Genomic DNA, 18,181 nt, shown 5'->3' with positions numbered 1-18,181 from the left:
CATGATCAGCGCGCGGCCTCCTGCACCGGACGGTAATACACCGCGACCCGATGTCCTTCGTGCTCGAGCACCTGCACCGGCGTCTCGAACACCCGCTCGAGCACGTCCGGCGTGATGATTTCCTCCGGCGCCCCAGACGCCACGATCCTGCCGTCGGCGAGCGCGATAATCCGATCCGCGTACGCCGCCGCAAAGTTCACGTCGTGAACCACGAGAACGATCGTCTTCCCCAGGGCGTCCGCGGCTGCCCGCACCTGCGACATCATGCCCACAGCGTGCCGCATGTCGAGTCCCGTGAGCGGCTCGTCGAGCAGCAGGTAGTCGGTGTCCTGGGCGAGCACCATCGCGACAAACGCGCGCTGCCGCTGCCCTCCGGACAGCTGGTCGATGAAACGGTCCTCGAGGCCGGCGAGATCGAGGAACGCGATCGCGGCGTGGATCGCGCGCCGATCCGTCTCGGTGACGCGGCCAGCAGAGTGGGGGAACCGGCCGAACGTGACGAGCTGGCGCACGGTCAGGCGCGCGACGAACGTGTTCTCCTGCTTCAGGATCGACACGACCCTCGCGAGCTCGCGCGGCTTCGCCGCCATCACGTCGAGCCCGCCGATCTCGACCCAACCCGAGTCCGGCTCGAGAAGGCGTCCGATGATCGTGAGCATCGTCGACTTCCCGGCGCCGTTGGGGCCGATCAGCGCGGTCACACCACCCTCGGGAATCTCGAGATCGATCGGCCCGAGCACGTGTTGGCCGGCGTAGTGCTTCTCGATGCCGCTGAGCCGGATCATCGGAGCCCCTTTCTGAGCAGGACGATGAGGAAGAGCAGACCGCCGGCGAACTCGATGATCACGGTCACGAGGCCCGCAGCGGAGAAAATGTGTTTGAGCACGAACGTCGCGCCGAGCAGGGTCACGAGCGCGATACCGATCGCGAGCGGCAGCACCTGCCCGTGGCGATCGCCGGGCGCGAACTGGTAGGCGAGCGTCGCGACGAGGAAGCCGAAGAACGTCATCGGCCCGACCATCGTGGTCGACACGGAGACGAGCACGGCGACCAGCACGAGCAGGATCACGACCTCCCGCCGGTACCTCACTCCGAGGCCCACCGCCACATCGCGACCGAGCGCCACGACGTCATAGGTGCGCCTTCGCAGCCACACGAATACCAGCACCAACCCCACGATCGTTGCCGCGATCGGGAGATACTCCGGATTGCCCTTGCCGATGGAGCCGAACAGTCGCGCGCTCAGCACGTCGAACTCACTCGGGGTGAGCATGCGCTGCATAAACGACGAGAACGAACCGAAGCCGATCCCGAGCACCACTCCGACGAGCAGCAGCAGGTGCAGATCGGCCCGCGGTCCCGAGAACAGCCAGCCGTACAGGATCGAGGCGAACACGACCATAATCGCGCTCTGCGCAACGATCTTCGGAATCCCCTCCATCGAGGAAGCCGAGGTGCCGAACACGAAGACGAGGGCGGTCTGCGTGAGCACGTACAGAGCGTCAAAGCCCAGGATCGACGGGGTCAGGATGCGGTTCGCCGTGGCGGTGTGGAACATCACCGTGGCGACGGCCTGCGCAACCGAGACGAGTGCGATCGTTCCCAGGGAGGTCCAGCGCGTCTGCACGATCACCCAGAACCCCGCGCTTCCGGGCTCGGCGGGGTTGCCGTAGACGAGAATCGCGACGGCGAGGGCGATCGCCGCTCCGAACACGGCGATGACCGGGAGTTCCCGAAGAAAGGCGCGGCCAACCGGGTGGCCCGCGAGCGGTTCTTCTCCGGTGCTCGCGAGCTGAACGATGCTAGCCACGGCGCCTCCTGAGGAGGAGCACGATGAAGACGACGGCACCGATGGTCCCGAGGATCAGCGACACGGGGATCTCGAAGGGCAGCCGGATCGTGCGCCCGACGAGGTCGCAGACCGCGACGAGCGCAATCCCGCCGAGACACACCCAGGGGAGGTTGCCGCGCACGTTGTCACCGCGGATCATCGAGACGATATTCGGCACGACGAGCCCGAGGAACGGCAGGAAGCCCACGACCACGGTGGTGACACCGGCGGCGACGGCCACGAGCGCGGTGCCGGCGATGAGCGTGGCCTCATACCGGACGCCGACGCTCGTTGCGATGTCCTTGCCGAGGCCGGCGACCGTGATGCGATCCGCGAGGAGAAAGACGAGGATGGTGACTATCGCGACGACCCACAGGACCTCGTACCGCCCGCGAACCACCTGGGTGAAGCTCCCGAGGAACCAGGTGCTCACCATCTGCAGCAGGTTGAACTGCGCGGCGAGGAAGGTGGTGAGCGCGCTCACCACGGCGCCGAGCATGATGCCGACGAGCGGGACCACGAGCGTCGAGCGGATCACGATCCGGCGCAGGATCAGCATGAACGCCATGGCCCCGACGAAGGCGAAGAGGCTCGAGACGATCATCTTCCCGACGAGCCCCATCGAGGGCGTGAGCAGCGCGGTGAGGAGCAGCCCGAGGGAAGCCCACTCGGTCGTGCCGGAGGTGGTTGCATCGACGAACCGGTTCTGCGTGAGCATCTGCATCACGAGCCCGCTCGTCGCGAGGGCAGCGCCCGCGAGCATGAGTGCGAGCGTGCGCGGCACGCGGGTGATCCAGAACATCTCGGCGCCGAACGCGCCGTCCCCGATGTCGTAGACGCCGACGAAGAGCGACGCGACGAGGAGCCCCAGCACGATGACGATCGCGATCGCGAGGGCGAGCGGACCGCCGGGGACGCGGCGCTCGGGGCGCCGACTCTCCTGAGTCGACGCCCCGGCTGTCTGGGGTTCCTCACCCCGTCGGGTGGTGCGGATCATGCTGCGGCGAATGCGCCCTTGATCTGCTCGAAGAGAGCCGTGTAGGTCTGGATGTCTTCGGTGAGGTAGAAGTTCGGGTCGAGTACGATCACGTGACCATTCTTCACTGCCGGGACGTTCTTCAGGGCCTCGGAGTTCTTGATGAGCTCCTCGGCGGGCTTCGAACCGGCCTCGCGGTCCTCGGGGGTGAACGCGGCGTCGCGGTCGAGCGCGATGATCCACTCGGGGTTCGACTTGGCGATGGCCTCGACGGAGATGTCGTCACCCTGGTGGTTGTTGCTCGCGCCCTCGATCTCGAGCGCGGGCTTCAGGCCGAGCGGCTCGAAGATCGGGCCGAGGCCGCGGCCGACGCCGGGAGCGATGTAGCCGATCTTGCCCGCTGAGGTGTTCACGGCCATGACGGTGTCTTTGCCGTTGTAGGCACCCTTCGCGTCCGCCATTGCGGTGTCGAGCTTGTCGTTGAGCTTCTTCGCGTCGGCTTCCTTGTTGAAGATCTTGCCGAGGATCTCGCTCTCGCGCTTCAGCTCGGAGAAGGTGTCCTTACCGTCGCGGGGGTTGATCTCGATGACCGTCGCCTGCGGGTTCTGCTTCTTGATCTCGTCGTAGGACTCGCCGAAGCGGTAGCCGCCGATGATCAGCTCGGGCTGCGCCGCGACGATGGCTTCGAGGTTGGGCTCGCGGTGCGATCCGATGTCCGTGACGTTCTTGTCGTCGGTGTACTTGGGGAAGGCGCTGCCCATGATCCCCTTGGGTGCTGCGACGAGCGGAACGTCCCACTCGCTGAGCGTCTCGAACACGTGGTTGTCGAGGGCGACGACCTTCTTGGGATTGACGGGGACCTTCACCTCGCCGTGGTTGTCCGTGATCGTGACCGTACCGGATGCTTCAGCCGGCTTGTCACCGCCGGCGGGCGAGGAGGATGAACACGCGGCGAGCGCGAGCACGGCGCTCGCTGCGAGCACGGTCAATGCGGCGGATCGGGTCCTACGGATAGTCACTTCGGCTCCTCAGTCTTCGGTCACAACAGAAAAGCGCCACTGCCTGGCGGCAACGACGCACGTGTGGGCGACCCCGCGATTCTGACTCACGAAGGCGCCAACCCTGGGGAGAGCCTACCCTTATATTCATCTGACGTTCAAGCGAAATTATGAGATCGCTTGCTAGATGGTCAAGAAGACCCGATCCAGGTGCGGAAACGGACCGGGGTCAAAATGCCCGGCCCGTCTCCGCTCGGCGTTGCGCGGCTACTGATTCGGCTGTTGCAGAACCGAGAAGTCCGGCTGCCCATCGGGGCCAGCGGGGAGCGGGCGTCCGTCGGCGAAGGTCGGCCACGGAAGCAGCTGCGGCTGCTGCTGGACGGGCGGCTGCTGGGGCTGCTGGGGCTGCTGGGGCTGCTGCACCGGCTGCGCGGCGGGGAACTGCTGCAGCTGCTGCGCCGGGTAACCCGCGGCCTGCTGCGCGGCCTGCACCTGAGCCTGGGCCTGCGCCTGCGCCTGGGCGGCCTCGCGGGCCTGACGAGCCTGCTCGCGCGCGCCCGCGCCGTAGTTCCAGCGCAGGAGCATCGTGATCGACAGGCCGAGGGCGGTCAGGATCAGCAGTGCCGTCGCGATCTTCCAGTACAGATCGGGGATCCGCAGGTCGAAGGCTTCGAGGCCGACGGGCGCGGTGAAGAGGATCCCGGACAGCACCGCGAGGATGCTCGTGATGAAGGCGAAGCGGGCGATCACGGTGGTGAGCTTCTCCCCCATCTGCAGGAGCAGCTGGCAGCACAGGATCACGAGCCTGGTCACCAGGATCACGAACAGCGACTTCCAGAAGATCTCCCAGAGCAGGAGGTACTGGTCGTACTTGGTCATCCAGATGACGATGAGCAGGAGCCCGAGAATGTAGGCGTTCGCGATGAGTGCGACGGGCGCGTACCACTCGGACCTCTGCTCGCGCCGGGTGTCGAGCGCCGTGAAGCACACGAACACGGCGAACAGCACGAAGGTCGAGAAGACCCGCTCGAATTTGCCCTCGAAGTCGCCGATGAAGAGCAGCGAGATCGACGCGATCGTGAGACCGGCGAGGAGAATGATGCTCACCTTCAGGAAGGTCGAGAGCCCCTCCTTCTTCTCGCCAGCGGCCCTGGCAGGCTTCGGAGCCTTGCGCGCCTTCGCGGCCTTCGCCGGCGCGGCGGGGTACCCAGCCGCGACTGGCGCGCCCTGCGGCGCCGCCTGCTGCGGGGATACCTGCTGCGGCTGACCCTGCGGGACCGGGGCATTCTGATTCGGATCGCTCATAAGAACAGTTTCCCGTCTCCGCCTGTGAATCGCCACCCCGGGCCCATTCCGAGCGCTCGGACGACCCTGTGGCGCCGGTTCTCGCGACGGGCGTCCCACCGGGCCTTTCCCGCGTAGACTGGTGGGGACCTGACGGCCCATCCGCGGCCGTCGATCCTGGATTCGATCAAACGGAGCACATCGAGCGTGACTGAACAGGCCGCCCCCATCACCGGTCCCCGCCCCGACACCGTCGCAGACGCGATCGCGACGCCAGAGAAGGAGCAGCCGTACGAGGCGCTCGGCCTCAAGGCGGACGAATACGCGAGCATCCGCGAGATCCTCGGGCGCCGCCCCACCTCGGGCGAGCTCGCCATGTACTCCGTCATGTGGTCGGAGCACTGCTCCTACAAGTCCTCGAAGATCTACCTGCGCCAGTTCGGCAAGAAGGTCAACGACAAGATGCGCGAGCGCCTGCTCGTCGGCATGGGCGAGAACGCCGGCGTGATCGACATCGGCGAGGGCTGGGCCGTCACGTTCAAGGTGGAAAGCCACAATCACCCCTCCTACATCGAGCCGTTCCAGGGCGCCGCGACCGGCGTCGGCGGCATCATCCGCGACATCATCTCGATGGGTGCACGCCCGGTCGCGGTCATGGATCAGCTGCGATTCGGCGCGATCGACGATCCGGACACCGCCCGCGTGGTCCACGGCGTGGTCGCGGGCATCAGCTCCTACGCCAACTGCCTCGGCCTCCCGAACCTCGGCGGCGAGACGGTCTTCGACGGGGTTTACCAGCAGAACCCGCTCGTCAACGCCCTCGGCGTCGGCGTGCTCCGCCACGAGGATCTCCACCTCGCGAACGCCTCGGGAACGGGGAACAAGGTCGTCCTCTTCGGCGCGCGCACGGGCGGCGACGGCATCGGCGGCGCGTCGATCCTCGCGTCCGACAGCTTCAGCGAGGGCGGACCGACGAAGCGCCCCGCCGTCCAGGTGGGCGATCCCTTCGCGGAGAAGGTCCTGATCGAGTGCTGTCTTGAGCTCTTCGGCGGCGAACTCGTCGAGGGCATTCAGGATCTCGGTGCCGCGGGCATCTCCTGCGCGACGAGCGAGCTCGCCGCGAACGGCGACGGCGGCATGTTCATCTCGCTCGACGACGTGCTCCTCCGCGATCCCTCGCTCACGGCCGAGGAGATCCTCATGTCGGAGAGCCAGGAGCGAATGATGGCGATCGTGAAGCCCGAGAAGCTCGACGACTTCCTCGCGGTCACCGCGAAGTGGGATGTCGAGACGAGCGTGCTCGGCGAGGTCACCGACACGGGCCGCCTCGTGATCCACTGGCGCGGCGAGGAGATCGTGAACGTCGATCCCAGCACCGTCGCCGTCGACGGCCCCGTCTACGAGCGTCCCGTCGCCTACCCGAGCTGGATCGACGCGCTACAGGCCGACACGGTCCGCGCAGCCGGCCTCGCGCGCCCCGAGTCGGGCGAGGACCTGCGCGCGCAGATGATCGCGGTCGCCGCGTCCCCGAACCAGGCCGACGTTTCGTGGGTGACGAACCAGTACGACAAGTACGTGCTCGGCAACACGGCGCTCTCATTCCCCGATGGCGCCGGAATGATCCGCGTCGATGAGGAGAGCGGCCTCGGCGTCGCCATCTCGACCGACGCGAACGGTCGCTACTGCCAGCTGGATCCCTACGTCGGATCGCAGCTCGCCCTCGCCGAGGCGTACCGCAACGTGGCGGCCTCGGGAGCCGTGCCCACGGCCGTGACCGACTGCCTGAACTTCGGCAGCCCGGAGAACCCCGAGGTCATGTGGCAGTTCTCGCGCTCCGTCGAGGGCCTGTCCGACGCGTGCCTCGCGCTCGAGGTGCCCGTCACCGGCGGCAACGTCTCCCTCTACAATCAGACGGGCGACACCCCCATCCACCCGACTCCCGTGGTCGGCGTGCTCGGCATCATCGACGACGTGGCGCGCCGCGTCCCGAGCGGCTGGCAGGATCAGGGCGAGCACCTGTACCTGCTCGGCACGACCCGCGACGAGCTCGACGGCTCCGCCTGGGCGGGCACCGTTCACGACCACCTCGGCGGCGTGCCCCCGATCGCGGACCTCGACGCCGAGCGCAAGCTCGCCGATCTGCTGCAGGCGGCGACGATCGGCGGCCTCGTCTCTGGCGCCGTCGACCTCTCCGAGGGCGGCCTCGCGCAGGCCCTCGCCGACGGGGCGCTCCGCTTCGGTGTGGGCGCCCGCGTGTGGATCGACGAGATCATCTCCCGCGACGGCGTCGACGCCGCCGCTGCAATGTTCTCGGAGTCGCAGGGCCGCGTGCTCGTCGCGGTGCCCCACGAGGAAGAGGTCAAGTTCCGTGGGCTGTGCGAGGGCCGCGGCTACCCGGTGCTGCGCATCGGCGTGACCGATGGCGCTGGCGCCGACGCCCAGATCGAGGTGCAGGACCGCTTCACCCTCCCGCTCAGCGAGCTGGGTGCCGCGGTGCGCGACACGCTCCCCTCGCGGTTCGGCGCGGTGATCTCGGAGTAATCCTCCCGAATTTCGGAATCCGGATCAGGACCGGGGCCTCGGCGCGCTGCGCCGGGGCCCTTGCCGTGTGCGGGCGGCCTCGGCCGGGCGTGATCGGGCCGGGCTCAGCCGCGAAGCGAGCTGTAGGCGTTGATGACCTTCGCGTGGATCTCGTCGGCCGGGAGCGATGCGTCGACGATGAGATAGCGGTCGGGATCGGCCTTCGCGAGGGCGCGGAAGCCCGCGCGCACGGCCTCGTGGAACTCGGCGTCCTCTCCCTCGAGCCGGTCGGTGGCTCCGCCGCGCTCTGCGCGTCGCGCCGCGGCGGTGTCGGCGTCGACGTCGAGCAGCACCGTGAGATGCGGCCAGAGCCCCTCGGCGGCCCACTCGCTGATCCGGCGCACCTCGGCGGTGTCGAGGACGCGTCCCGCGCCCTGGTACGCCAGTGAGGAGTCAATGTAGCGATCCTGGACGACGACGGCGTCTCGTTCGAGGGCGGGGCGGATCACCTTTGCGACGTGCTGCGCGCGGTCGGCGGCGTAGAGGAGCGCTTCGGCCCGGGGATCGACGTCGCCGATCTCGTCTCCGCCGTGGAGCAGGAGCCGCCGGATCTCGACGCCGAGGCGAGTGCCGCCCGGCTCGCGGGTGCGCACGACCTCCTCGCCACGTTCCTCGAGCCAGGAGCCGAGGAGATCGGCCTGCGTGGTCTTGCCAGCGCCGTCGCCGCCCTCGAAGGTGATGAAGGTTCCGCTCATCGTGTTCCTGACCTGTTCGCTGCTCGGTTACGTTCTCGGATCGGCCGTGTCAGCCCGCAGCCTCGGCGGCGGCCTTCTTCGCGGCCGCGTTGGCCGCGCGCGTCGCCGCGGCCTTCTTCGCGGCTGCGGAGCGGGCCGGATCGACGGTCTTCTTCGCTGCGGCGCCCGTCTTCTTGGCTGCCGCGCTCGTCTTCTTTGCGGCGGGCTTCTTGGCGGGAGCCTTCTTCTTGGCCGGGGCCTTCTTCTTCGCGGGGCCCTTGGCGCGCTTGATGGCGAGGAGCTCGATCGCGCGCTCGAAGGTGATGTCCTCGACGCTGTCGCCGCGCGGGATCGTAGCGTTCGTCTCGCCGTCCGTGACGTACGGCCCGAAGCGACCGTCGCGCACCCGCACGGGCTTGCCGCTCACGGGGTCGGCATCGAATTCTTTGAGGGCGCTGGCGGCCTTCCGCGCCCCGTATTTGGGCTGCGCGAAGAGTTCCTGTGCACCCGCGAGGTCGATCGTGAAGATCGCGTCCTCGCTGGGCAGCGAACGCGTGTCGGTCCCCTTCTTCAGGTAGGGCCCGTAACGGCCGTTTTGGGCCGTGATCTCGGCGTTCGATTCCGGGTCGACGCCCACGACGCGGGGCAGGTCGAGCAGGGCGACCGCGGTGTCGAGGTCGATCGTGGCGGGATCCATCGTCTTGAACAGGGACGCGGTGCGGGGCTTCTGGCCCTTCGGGAGCTCTTCACCCTCGGCGAGAAGCTCGGTGACGTAGGGGCCGAATCGGCCGTTCTTCGACACGATGCTCTTGCCGGTGCCCGGGTGGATGCCGACGACGCGATCCTCCGCTGGTTCCGCGGCGGCGAGTTCGCGTGCACGCTCCGCCGTGAGCTCGTCGGGGGCGAGCCCGTCGGGAATGTTGACGCTGCGCGGCTTCAGCGCTCCGTCCTCCCCGACCTCGCTCTTCTCGTCGAAGACCTCCAGGTAGGGGCCATATTTGCCGTTGCGGAGGTTGATCGAGTCGTCGATGCGAATGGTGTTGATGGCGCGCGCGTCGATCTCGCCGAGGTTGTCGACGACGCCGCGGAGGCCGGGATGATTGTCGGTGCCGAAGTAGAACTCACCGAGCCAGGTTCCGCGGTCGGTTTCGCCCGCGGCGATCCGGTCGAGGTCGCTCTCCATCTCGGCGGTGAAGTCGTAGTCGACGAGGGCGTTGAAGTGCTCCTCGAGAAGGCGCACGACCGAGAACGCGATCCAGCTCGGGACGAGGGCCTGCCCCTTCTTGGCGACGTAGCCGCGATCCATGATCGTGCTGATGATCGCCGCGTAGGTGGAGGGGCGGCCGATCCCGAGCTCTTCGAGACGCTTGGTGAGGCTCGCCTCGGTGTAGCGCGGGGGCGGGCTGGTCTCGTGGCCCTTGGCTTCGGGGTTCGTGACGCCGAGCTTTTCGCCGCTCGCGAGCTGCGGGAGCGTGACGTTCTGCTCCTTGTCGCCGCGCTTCTCGTCGCGCCCCTCTTCGTATGCGAGGAGGAAGCCGGGGAAGGTGATGACGGTGCCGCTCGCCGTGAATTCGGCCGCGGTGGGTGCGGGGCGCTCGGCCTCCTGCACGTCGATGCCGATCGTGACGGTGTCGGTCGAGCCCTTCGCGTCGGACATCTGGCTGGCGACGGTGCGCTTCCAGATCAGCTCGTACAGCGCGAACTCGCCCTGGTTGAGCTTCCCTCGGAGTTCGCTCGGACGCTGGAACACGTCGCCCGCGGGGCGGATCGCCTCGTGCGCCTCCTGTGCGCCCTTTGACTTGCCCGTGTAGACGCGAGGCTTCTCGGGCACCGTCTCCGCGCCGTAGAGCTCGGCGGCCTGCGAACGGGCCGCCGCGACGGCCTGCTTCGACAGGGTCGGCGAGTCGGTTCGCATATAGGTAATGTGGCCGTTCTCGTACAGGGACTGGGCGAACGACATCGTCTGGCGCGAGCTGTAGCGGAGCTTGCGCGACGCCTCCTGCTGGAGCGTCGACGTGGTGAAGGGTGCGGCGGGGCGACGCGTGTGCGGCTTCGTCTCTACGGACAGCACCTTCGCGGCGACTCCGGCCCCGATCAGGGATTCGATCGCGCGTGCCCGATCCTCGCCGAGGGCGAGGACGCCGGCCTTCGCCGACTTCTCCTTGAGCGCGCCGTCGTCACCGAAGTCGCCGCCGGTGGCGAGGCGCTGCTGGTCGAGGCGGACGAGGCGAGCCTCGAACGCGTTTTCCCCGGCTGCGGGGCTGAAGATCGCGGTGAGATCCCAGTACTCCGCTGCGTTGAAGGCTTGGCGCTCCCGCTCCCGATCGACGACGAGGCGCGTCGCGGCGGACTGGACGCGGCCGGCCGAGAGCTTGGGAGCGACCTTGCGCCACAGCACGGGCGAGATGTCGTAGCCGTAGAGGCGGTCGAGGATGCGGCGCGTCTCCTGCGCGTCGACGAGCGCGATGTCGAGGTCGCGCGTGTTGGCCTTCGCCTGCTCGATCGCTTCCTTGGTGATCTCGTGGAAGACCATGCGGCGCACGGGAACCTTGGGCTTCAGGACCTCGAGGAGGTGCCACGCGATGGCTTCGCCCTCGCGGTCCTCATCCGTTGCGAGCCAGACTTCATCGGCACCCTTCAGCGCTCGCTTCAGCTCGGCGACGGTCTTCTTCTTGTTGTCGTTGACGACGTAGTACGGGGCGAAGCCGTTCTCCACGTCGACGGCGAACTTGCCGAACGCTCCCTTTTTCAGGTCTGCGGGCAGCGCTGAGGGTTCGGCGAGATCCCGGACGTGACCGACCGAGGCGATGACCTCGTATCCGTCGCCAAGGTAGCCGCCAATCGTCTTCGCCTTCGTGGGCGACTCGACGATCACAAGTTTCTTCGTACCCGACACGGGGCTCCTTCTTCACTGCTTGACGTCCGCCGCGGCGCTCTGGCCCCCGGTAACTGACGATTCTGCATCGACACGATACACACTCTCGTGTGAGATTCCACCCGTGCCGTGATGCTCCCTACCCATTTGTACCACCCTTGTCGGGCCCGACCGGACCGGGTCGCACGCTGTTCGCACTGCGCACGCGGAGATGCGCTTCCCCCGGGGTGGCCACCGGGAAGATGCCGATGTTTCTTCACCTCGACGGGATGGATCATGTGCCTGAGGTGGTCCTCAGGGCCTCCCGAGCAGCGTGAAGGGATCTATGTCCGGATTCGTGTTCCGCGGTCCGCTGGCGATCGTGAAATGGCTGTGCGGTCCCGACGTGCAGCCGCTCATTCCCGCCCTCGCTACCTGCTGGCCGGCTCGGACGCGCACGCCCGGGGCGATGCCCAGGGCCTCTGGCGATCCCGGTTCGATGTGGTTGTGCGAGCTGAACACCGCCCGCCCGTTGGCAACGTGCCGGATCAGCACACTGTAGTTCGGTCCGTGCCACCAGTCGGGATGCTCCACACACGGCCCGGGCACCCCTCCGGGATCCAGCCCAACCGAGACCACAACCCCCGCAGCGGGTGAGCGCAGCGCCCCGTCCGCACCGACCGCGAGGTCGATCGCGTAGCCGTCGTGGTGGTCCTGGGTGATTGCGCGCACGTCGGACGGCCACACCCATCCTGCGTTCCTCCCCCGGTCGAGGATCTCGGCGACGAGGCCAGGCACACCGGCCCTCGCCCGGGCCGTGATGAACGCGAACGGCCACCCCGCGTGCAGTTCGACCTCGGCTCTCAGCTCCGGAAGACTCGTCCTGCAGGCGACAACGTCGGTGCCGTTGCTCTGCGCAATCTCGGCTGCCAATCCGCACGGGTTTCCTGGGGCCCAGCCGCTCGCGGCATCGGCTGCGGCGAGCGCCGCGGCGTCGGCAGCAGCAGCGGTTCTCGCGTGCACCACGAAGCCCTGTGACGCGCCAATCGCGGCCATCCCCGCGCACACCACAGCCGCGGCGCACCCCAGCAGCACCGGTGCACTCATGTCCCGGCATCGTCCGTTCCCGGTCGCTCTTCCGCTGACGCCACTGGACCGCCCGAGGTAATCGCAGCGCAGGACCTCCCGGAGACCGGGATCACGGCCAGCGGGCCACGGCCGGGTGAGGCCGTCACGGTGACGCAGTGCACCGCGCCACTGCGCTCCCGCGTTGCCGAGGCCTTTGGCAGGGCCCGTTCCGAGAGCAGGGCTTCGGCTCCGGCACGATCCCCTCGGGCCTCGAGTCTCGCGATTTCACCGGCCAGGGCGGTCAGGCTCACCCGATGGGAGGCGAGGGCGATCGCTCCGATCATGAGTGCGAGGACGGCGATACAGGCGGGCAGCACGAGGGCGAACTCCGCGGTGATCGCTCCGCGTTCATCGCGCCACAGCCGGAGTGCGTCCGCCCGCGCCTTCGCGATGCCCAGCCACCTCGGGCGCTTTGGCAGCCTCGAGCGGCTCGGGGCCCCGGGGAGGGTCAGCGGCGCCGGTTCTCCCCTCCCCCGCCTAGCCGGTCGTGCCCAACGCATTCTGCACCAGTGTCACGAGCATCGCCCGAATCTCGTCCGATCGGAGGATCGCTACGAGCAGTCCGGCGAAGGCGACCCCCGCCATGATGACGATCGCGTATTCCGCGGTGACCGCTCCGCGCTCGTCCTTTCGGAACCTGCTGAGGAGCGACGCGATTCGGCCGGGCCTCGGATGCGGAGGCTCGACCTCGTTGATGTGTTCGCGAGTCCGGAGATCGATCACCGGGCAGAGCCCTTTTCCTGCGGGATGCAGTCGACGGGCAAGGAGTTGCTGCGGCGCCATGGTGTGGTGCTGGGGGATCGGGCTGGTCATGGGGTTCCTCTCTCATGGTGTTGGTCGAAGCGGTGTGGGTCGAAGCGGTAAGGGGGCGAAACTGCGGTCGGCTTTACCTGCGCCGCAGGCGAAAGGATGCTGCGGTGAATGAATCCTCGCCCGCCGTCGCCTCGTGCGGGGCGGCGCGGGGAAATCTGTGGAGAACTGTTCACGCGAATGCGCTGCAGTTGCTTGGGGGCGACGCTTCTTTCCGCGCGAACCACGTCAATACCCCGCGAGCATCGAGACCACGACCGGCGCAACACCGATCACGACGAACGACGGCAGCACGCAGACGCAAATGGGGACCAGTATCCGGACGCCGAGTTTCTCGCACGAGCGCTCCATCTCACTCAGCGAGGCGGCGACTCGTTGCCGCGACTCGGCCGCGAGCAGATCACCCATCGGCGCCCCCGTGGCGCGCGCCGATGCAAGGAGCCGTGATAGCGGGGCGCAATCAGCGAGGGCGTCGAACCGGATCCACTCTGCCCCGGCCGAATCGACGGCGTCGGCAATGCGTCTGCGGATAACCGCCGCGCTCGCCCCTCCCCCGAGTGCGATCTCGGCCAGATCGAACTCCAGCCCGGAAACGGAGCGCGGCCCGACAGCGCCGCGGATGAGTGCGCGGCCCCACGCGTTTCCCGCGAGCAGGAGCGTGAAACCGATGAGCAGGAGCACCCACCCCCACTCGCCGAAGAGGACGCGGAAGGGATCGAACCCGAGCAGCCACCCCATTGCCAGGGCGAGCGGGGGCAGAGCGATGACCGTGCGGATCGTTGCAACGGGCCCGGACAGCAGCACGGCGCGCCGCTGTGCGACCTCCGAAAGTCGCACGAGGCTCGCGGCGATCCGCTCGAGCGACACGGCGAGCGGCGCTCCGCTCCCCTCCGCCAACGACCAGGCCGCGCCGAACACGCGCCACTCCGGCCCCGGTCCGGCGGAAAGCGCGATGGCAATTCCCTGCCCGGCAGCGATTTCCCCGGCGATCCTGACGACCTCAGGATCGGCACCCTCCTCGCTTGCGAGAGCGCCGAACGCTCGGTGAGCCGGCACTCCCCCTGCCAGCAGGGACGCGATGCGCCCGGCAACACTCGTGACCTCACTTCTTCCGTGGTCAGCCACCTCATCCCGCCCTCCGCAGGGCGCGCCCCCTACTGAACGGGACAATGGACAGATTTCCGGATTCGCGGACGAAAGACCCGAGCGCCGCCAGCCGATGCGCTCCCTCGACGCGCTCGACATGCACCACGAGCCCGATCGCTGCGGTGACCTGGCGCGCGACGGTCTGCGCATCAAGCCCGGCGAGGCGCCCCAGCATCTCGAGCCTCGCCGGAACCTCGGCGAGCGCGCTCGCGTGGAGTGTTCCCGCGCCTCCGTCGTGGCCGGTGTTCATGGCCGCGAGCAGGGTGACGGTTTCGGCGCCCCGACACTCCCCGAGAACGATCCGATCCGGCCGCATCCGCAGCGCCTCGCGGAGAAGCCGATCGACGCCGACCTCCCCGGCGCCCTCCGAGTTCGCCTGCCGCGCCTCGAGCCCGACAACGTGCGGGTGAGCAATCCGCAATTCGGCGACGTCCTCGATCGTGATGATGCGCTCGCTGCCGGGTACCAGGCCGAGGAGGGCGGAAAGGAGCGTTGTCTTGCCGCTCCCCGTCGCCCCGGTGATGAGCACATTCTGTCTCCGGAGCACTGCGCTCCGGAGGAGGTGCTCCGCGGTTGCGTCGCAGAACCCGGACGACACCATTTCCGTCCAGGAGACTCGCCTGAGCGCGGGCAGGCGAATCGATACGGCCGCGCCCGAGCAGCCGACGGGTGGCAGCACCGCGTGCACCCGAATTCCGTCCCCGAGCCTCACATCCGCCATGGGGCACAGCTCGTCCAGGTGCCTTCCTCCCGCAGCGATCAGGCCGCGGGCCAGGGCCGCGACGACCGCCGGACCGGCCTGCCACTGCTCGATCTCCTCAACGCCACGGCCCTGATCGACCCACAGCACGCCACGCCCGTCACGGACCTGCACGAGGACATCGCGCATGGTGGGCTGATCGATGAGCGGGAGCAGGCCGCCGAAGGCTCTGCGCGCGGCAACGCTCAGGTGCGCCGACCGCGGGCGTTCTCGTGCGCGGGCGGCGACTGATGATTCGATCGAGGTGTGTGGCGTGTGCGCGGAGTCTGGGACGAGCGTGAGTGGCGAGTTCATGCGCCCATCGAACCTGTTCTCGGGCGCTGAGAACAGACCCGAATGAAGTCTGTGGATAACTCGCGGATTCTGCCCCGTTGCTCCGTGCTTGTGCGCGAATCCCACGCGGGCACGATCCGGGGCGATCGGCCTCCGGTTTGCGGGCCCCGCGCGCCGATTCCTGCGCAACTCCCTGATCACCCCCTCCGGAAGTAGGTAGTCACACGAACCGCCCATGATGCGGATTCGTCGCCGGGTATAGCCTGGTGGCGCACTGAATGCCCCGGCGAGCGGCCGAATCCCGCACCGGTGGCGCAACACCCACGAACGGATAAGGGCGTCCATGACTGATCAGAGCGGAACTATCGAGAGCCACCCCCTGCGCGCGGGCGAGGATCCTACGACGTATCCCCCCACCGCGGAGTTCCGGGAACAGGCCAACATCAACGACCCGTCGATTTATTGGCGAGCGGCCGAGGATCCTGAGGGCTACTGGGCCGAGCAGGCGCAGAAGCTCAGCTGGACCAAGCCGTTCACGGAAATCCTGGACTGGTCGAACCCCCCGTTCGCGAAGTGGTTCCAGGACGGAGAGCTGAACGTCGCGGCGAACTGCCTCGATCGTCACGTGCAGGCGGGCCTCGGGGATCGCGTCGCCATTCACTTCGAGGGCGAGCCGGGCGATACCCGTTCGATCACCTACGCGGAACTCACGCACGAGGTGAAGCGCGCCGCGAACATGCTGACGAGCCTCGGCGTCGAGCCGGGCGATCGCGTGGCGATCTACATGCCGATGATCCCGGAGACCGTGATCGCGATGCTCGCCGTGGCACGCCTGGGCGCGGCGCACTCGGTCGTGTTCGGCGGGTTCAGCGCGGAAAGCCTCCGCGCCCGCATCGACGATGCACAGGCGGAGATCGTGATCACGGCTGACGGTGGCTTCCGCAAGGGCCGCGCCTCGGCGCTCAAGCCGACCGTCGACGACGCGCTCGCGCTGCACGGCGGCGGATCGAGCGTGCAGAAGGTGCTCGTGGTGGAGCGCACGAAGAACGACATCTCCATGACCGAGGGCCGCGACCTGTGGTGGCACGAGGAGATCACCGCGTACGACGGTGAGCACGAGGCGAAGGGCTTCCCCGCGGAGAATCCCCTGTTCATCCTCTACACCTCGGGAACCACCGGGCGGCCGAAGGGCATCCTGCACACCTCGGGCGGCTACCTCACGCAGGCATCGACCACGCACCGCGACGTGTTCGATCTGAAGCCGGAGACCGACGTCTACTGGTGCACAGCTGACGTCGGCTGGATCACGGGCCACAGTTACGTGGTCTACGGTCCGCTCGCGAACGGCGCCACCCAGGTCATGTACGAGGGCACCCCGGAAACCCCTGATTGGGGCCGCTGGTGGTCGATCATCCAGAAGTACGGCGTCACGATCTTCTACACGGCCCCCACCGCGATCCGCGCGTGCATGAAGGTGGGACGCCAGGTTCCTGAGCAGTACGATCTCTCCTCGATCCGGGTGCTCGGGTCGGTGGGCGAGCCGATCAACCCGGAGGCGTGGCGCTGGTACCACGAGGTGATCGGCGCCGGCACCGCCCCGATCGTGGACACCTGGTGGCAGACGGAGACGGGCGCGATCATGATCGCGGCGCTCCCGGGCCTGACGTCGCTCAAGCCGGGCAGCGCTCAGGTTGCCCAGCCCGGCATCCGCGTGAACGTCGTCAATGACGCTGGCGAGCGCGTCGAGCGCGGCCAGGGCGGCCTGCTCACGATCCAGCGCCCCTGGCCCTCGATGGTGCGGAACATCTGGGGCGATCCCGAGCGATTTATCGAGACCTACTGGGAGAAGTTCGGCGACATGTACTTCGCCGGCGACGGCGCGCGCGTCGACGACGACGACGGCGACGTGTGGCTGCTCGGCCGCGTGGACGACGTGATGAACGTCTCGGGCCACCGCCTCTCGACCGCGGAGATCGAGTCGGCGCTCGTCGAGCACAACTCCGTTGCAGAGGCCGCCGTGGTCGGCGCGACGGACGAGACGACCGGCCAGGCCGTCGTGGCGTTCTGCGTCCTGAAGTCCCAGCAGACCGCGCTCACGCCCGAGGACGCCGAGGCAGCGCTGAAGGCGCACGTCGCGGCGCAGATCGGGGCGATCGCGCGCCCGCGCCAGATCCTGATCGTGACCGAGCTCCCGAAGACCCGCTCGGGCAAGATCATGCGCCGCCTCCTGAAGGACGTGGCCGACGGCAAGGAGGTCGGCGACACCACGACGCTCGCCGACACCCGCGTCATGTCGACGATCCAGGAGCAGATCCGCGTCCCGTAGGCCGCTCCTGAGCGCTGGGAGGGCCCGGAACCGCCGCGCGCGGTCCGGGCCCTCCTGCGTTCTGCGCAGCGTGAGCGCGAATCCCGGATCAGGGTCCCCGACGGCCGGGAACTGGAGCGGGCCAGCCTCGGCGGCCCGTCATTCTGGGCGCTGCCCGAAAGTCGCGGGGTCAACCGGCCACTCGCTCCGGGGAAGGTTCTTCTCGATGACCAGGAGATAGGACTCGGTGACGAGGTCCTCGACGAGCTGCCTCCCGAGCGTCCCACCGGAGCGCAGGGAGATCCAGTGTCGCTTGTTCAGGTGGTATCCGGGGGTGATCTCGGGAAACGCCTCCTGCAGCGCAACAACGTCCGCCGGGGTCGCTTTGAGGCTCGTGAGCGGCACGCCCGTGACGTCGGAGACGATCATGAACATCTTCCCCCGCACCCGGTACACGTGGGTCTCCGGCCCGAACGGGTGCTCGAGGAGCGCGCCCGGGAGTTCTCGCGTTCGTTCCGCTGCCCAGTCCTGCACCTCGTCGCCGTACATGCGAACCCCTCCC

At 68.2% G+C, this 18,181-nt stretch carries 14 protein-coding genes; 2 read left to right on the top strand and 12 right to left on the bottom strand.

Annotation, left to right across the window (positions count from 1 at the left end; all coding sequences use genetic code 11):
* Window positions 1-5: 5 nt before the first annotated feature.
* The 5 genes from JD292_RS09755 to JD292_RS09735 form a co-directional block, all read right to left on the bottom strand.
* Window positions 6-785, bottom strand: a complete 780-nt coding sequence (locus JD292_RS09755; RefSeq protein WP_200132552.1) for an iron ABC transporter ATP-binding protein — start codon at window positions 783-785, stop codon at window positions 6-8.
* Window positions 782-1,810 (bottom strand): iron chelate uptake ABC transporter family permease subunit, encoded by a 1,029-nt coding sequence (locus tag JD292_RS09750; protein ID WP_200132551.1) that lies wholly within the window; start codon window positions 1,808-1,810, stop codon window positions 782-784. The genes JD292_RS09755 and JD292_RS09750 overlap by 4 nt, the downstream gene beginning before the upstream one ends.
* A complete protein-coding gene (locus JD292_RS09745; protein ID WP_200132550.1) occupies window positions 1,803-2,828 on the bottom strand; it encodes an ABC transporter permease in 1,026 nt (341 codons plus the stop codon). The genes JD292_RS09750 and JD292_RS09745 overlap by 8 nt, the downstream gene beginning before the upstream one ends.
* Window positions 2,825-3,826, bottom strand: coding sequence for a siderophore ABC transporter substrate-binding protein (locus JD292_RS09740; protein ID WP_200132549.1), 1,002 nt, complete (start codon window positions 3,824-3,826; stop codon window positions 2,825-2,827). The genes JD292_RS09745 and JD292_RS09740 overlap by 4 nt, the downstream gene beginning before the upstream one ends.
* Before the next feature lie 246 nt (window positions 3,827-4,072).
* Window positions 4,073-5,110 carry a hypothetical protein gene (locus JD292_RS09735; RefSeq protein WP_200132548.1) on the bottom strand — a complete coding sequence of 346 codons (1,038 nt, stop codon included), beginning with the start codon at window positions 5,108-5,110 and terminating at the stop codon, window positions 4,073-4,075.
* 186 nt (window positions 5,111-5,296) lie between these two features.
* Between JD292_RS09735 and purL the strand changes: the two genes are divergently transcribed.
* A complete protein-coding gene (gene purL, locus JD292_RS09730) occupies window positions 5,297-7,630 on the top strand; it encodes a phosphoribosylformylglycinamidine synthase subunit PurL (protein ID WP_200132547.1) in 2,334 nt (777 codons plus the stop codon).
* 104 nt (window positions 7,631-7,734) lie between these two features.
* Here the strand turns inward: purL and tmk are convergent, their stop codons facing one another.
* From tmk to JD292_RS09700, 6 genes are all read right to left on the bottom strand, one after another.
* A complete protein-coding gene (gene tmk / locus JD292_RS09725) occupies window positions 7,735-8,364 on the bottom strand; it encodes a dTMP kinase (protein WP_200132546.1) in 630 nt (209 codons plus the stop codon).
* Window positions 8,365-8,413: 49 nt separating this feature from the next.
* Complete coding sequence (gene topA, locus JD292_RS09720) at window positions 8,414-11,239, bottom strand: type I DNA topoisomerase (RefSeq protein WP_200132545.1); 2,826 nt, start codon at window positions 11,237-11,239, stop codon at window positions 8,414-8,416.
* Window positions 11,240-11,512: 273 nt separating this feature from the next.
* Entirely contained in the window at window positions 11,513-12,304 is a 792-nt protein-coding gene (locus JD292_RS09715; protein WP_200132544.1) for a M23 family metallopeptidase, read from the bottom strand.
* A gap of 498 nt (window positions 12,305-12,802) precedes the next feature.
* Window positions 12,803-13,138 carry a DUF4244 domain-containing protein gene (locus tag JD292_RS09710; protein WP_233613971.1) on the bottom strand — a complete coding sequence of 112 codons (336 nt, stop codon included), beginning with the start codon at window positions 13,136-13,138 and terminating at the stop codon, window positions 12,803-12,805.
* Between the two features lie 225 nt (window positions 13,139-13,363).
* Window positions 13,364-14,260: a type II secretion system F family protein gene (locus tag JD292_RS09705; protein ID WP_369411226.1), complete on the bottom strand. Its 897-nt coding sequence runs from the start codon at window positions 14,258-14,260 to the stop codon at window positions 13,364-13,366.
* Between the two features lies 1 nt (window position 14,261).
* Window positions 14,262-15,335: a TadA family conjugal transfer-associated ATPase gene (locus JD292_RS09700; RefSeq protein ID WP_200132542.1), complete on the bottom strand. Its 1,074-nt coding sequence runs from the start codon at window positions 15,333-15,335 to the stop codon at window positions 14,262-14,264.
* 322 nt (window positions 15,336-15,657) lie between these two features.
* On the opposite strand from JD292_RS09700, the gene acs reads away from it, so the two are divergent.
* A complete protein-coding gene (gene acs / locus JD292_RS09695; protein WP_200132541.1) occupies window positions 15,658-17,640 on the top strand; it encodes an acetate--CoA ligase in 1,983 nt (660 codons plus the stop codon).
* Window positions 17,641-17,778: 138 nt separating this feature from the next.
* Here acs and JD292_RS09690 read toward each other — a convergent pair whose 3' ends face one another.
* Window positions 17,779-18,168, bottom strand: coding sequence for an MmcQ/YjbR family DNA-binding protein (locus tag JD292_RS09690; protein ID WP_200132540.1), 390 nt, complete (start codon window positions 18,166-18,168; stop codon window positions 17,779-17,781).
* Between the last annotated feature and the right edge of the window lie 13 nt (window positions 18,169-18,181).

The organism is Leucobacter edaphi (assembly GCF_016522535.1).
GTDB lineage: Bacteria > Actinomycetota > Actinomycetes > Actinomycetales > Microbacteriaceae > Leucobacter > Leucobacter edaphi.
Note: the sequence above shows the minus strand (reverse complement) of the source record. Positions and strands in the feature narration are given on the sequence as shown.

Coding starts and splice junctions, on each gene's coding strand:
- JD292_RS09755 (WP_200132552.1), bottom strand. CDS start 785: ATGATCCGGCTCAGCGGCATCGAGAAGCACTACGCCGGCCAACACGTG.
- JD292_RS09710 (WP_233613971.1), bottom strand. CDS start 13,138: ATGACCAGCCCGATCCCCCAGCACCACACCATGGCGCCGCAGCAACTC.
- JD292_RS09735 (WP_200132548.1), bottom strand. CDS start 5,110: ATGAGCGATCCGAATCAGAATGCCCCGGTCCCGCAGGGTCAGCCGCAG.
- JD292_RS09745 (WP_200132550.1), bottom strand. CDS start 2,828: ATGATCCGCACCACCCGACGGGGTGAGGAACCCCAGACAGCCGGGGCG.
- JD292_RS09690 (WP_200132540.1), bottom strand. CDS start 18,168: ATGTACGGCGACGAGGTGCAGGACTGGGCAGCGGAACGAACGCGAGAA.
- JD292_RS09700 (WP_200132542.1), bottom strand. CDS start 15,335: ATGAACTCGCCACTCACGCTCGTCCCAGACTCCGCGCACACGCCACAC.
- JD292_RS09715 (WP_200132544.1), bottom strand. CDS start 12,304: ATGAGTGCACCGGTGCTGCTGGGGTGCGCCGCGGCTGTGGTGTGCGCG.
- tmk (WP_200132546.1), bottom strand. CDS start 8,364: ATGAGCGGAACCTTCATCACCTTCGAGGGCGGCGACGGCGCTGGCAAG.
- acs (WP_200132541.1), top strand. CDS start 15,658: ATGACTGATCAGAGCGGAACTATCGAGAGCCACCCCCTGCGCGCGGGC.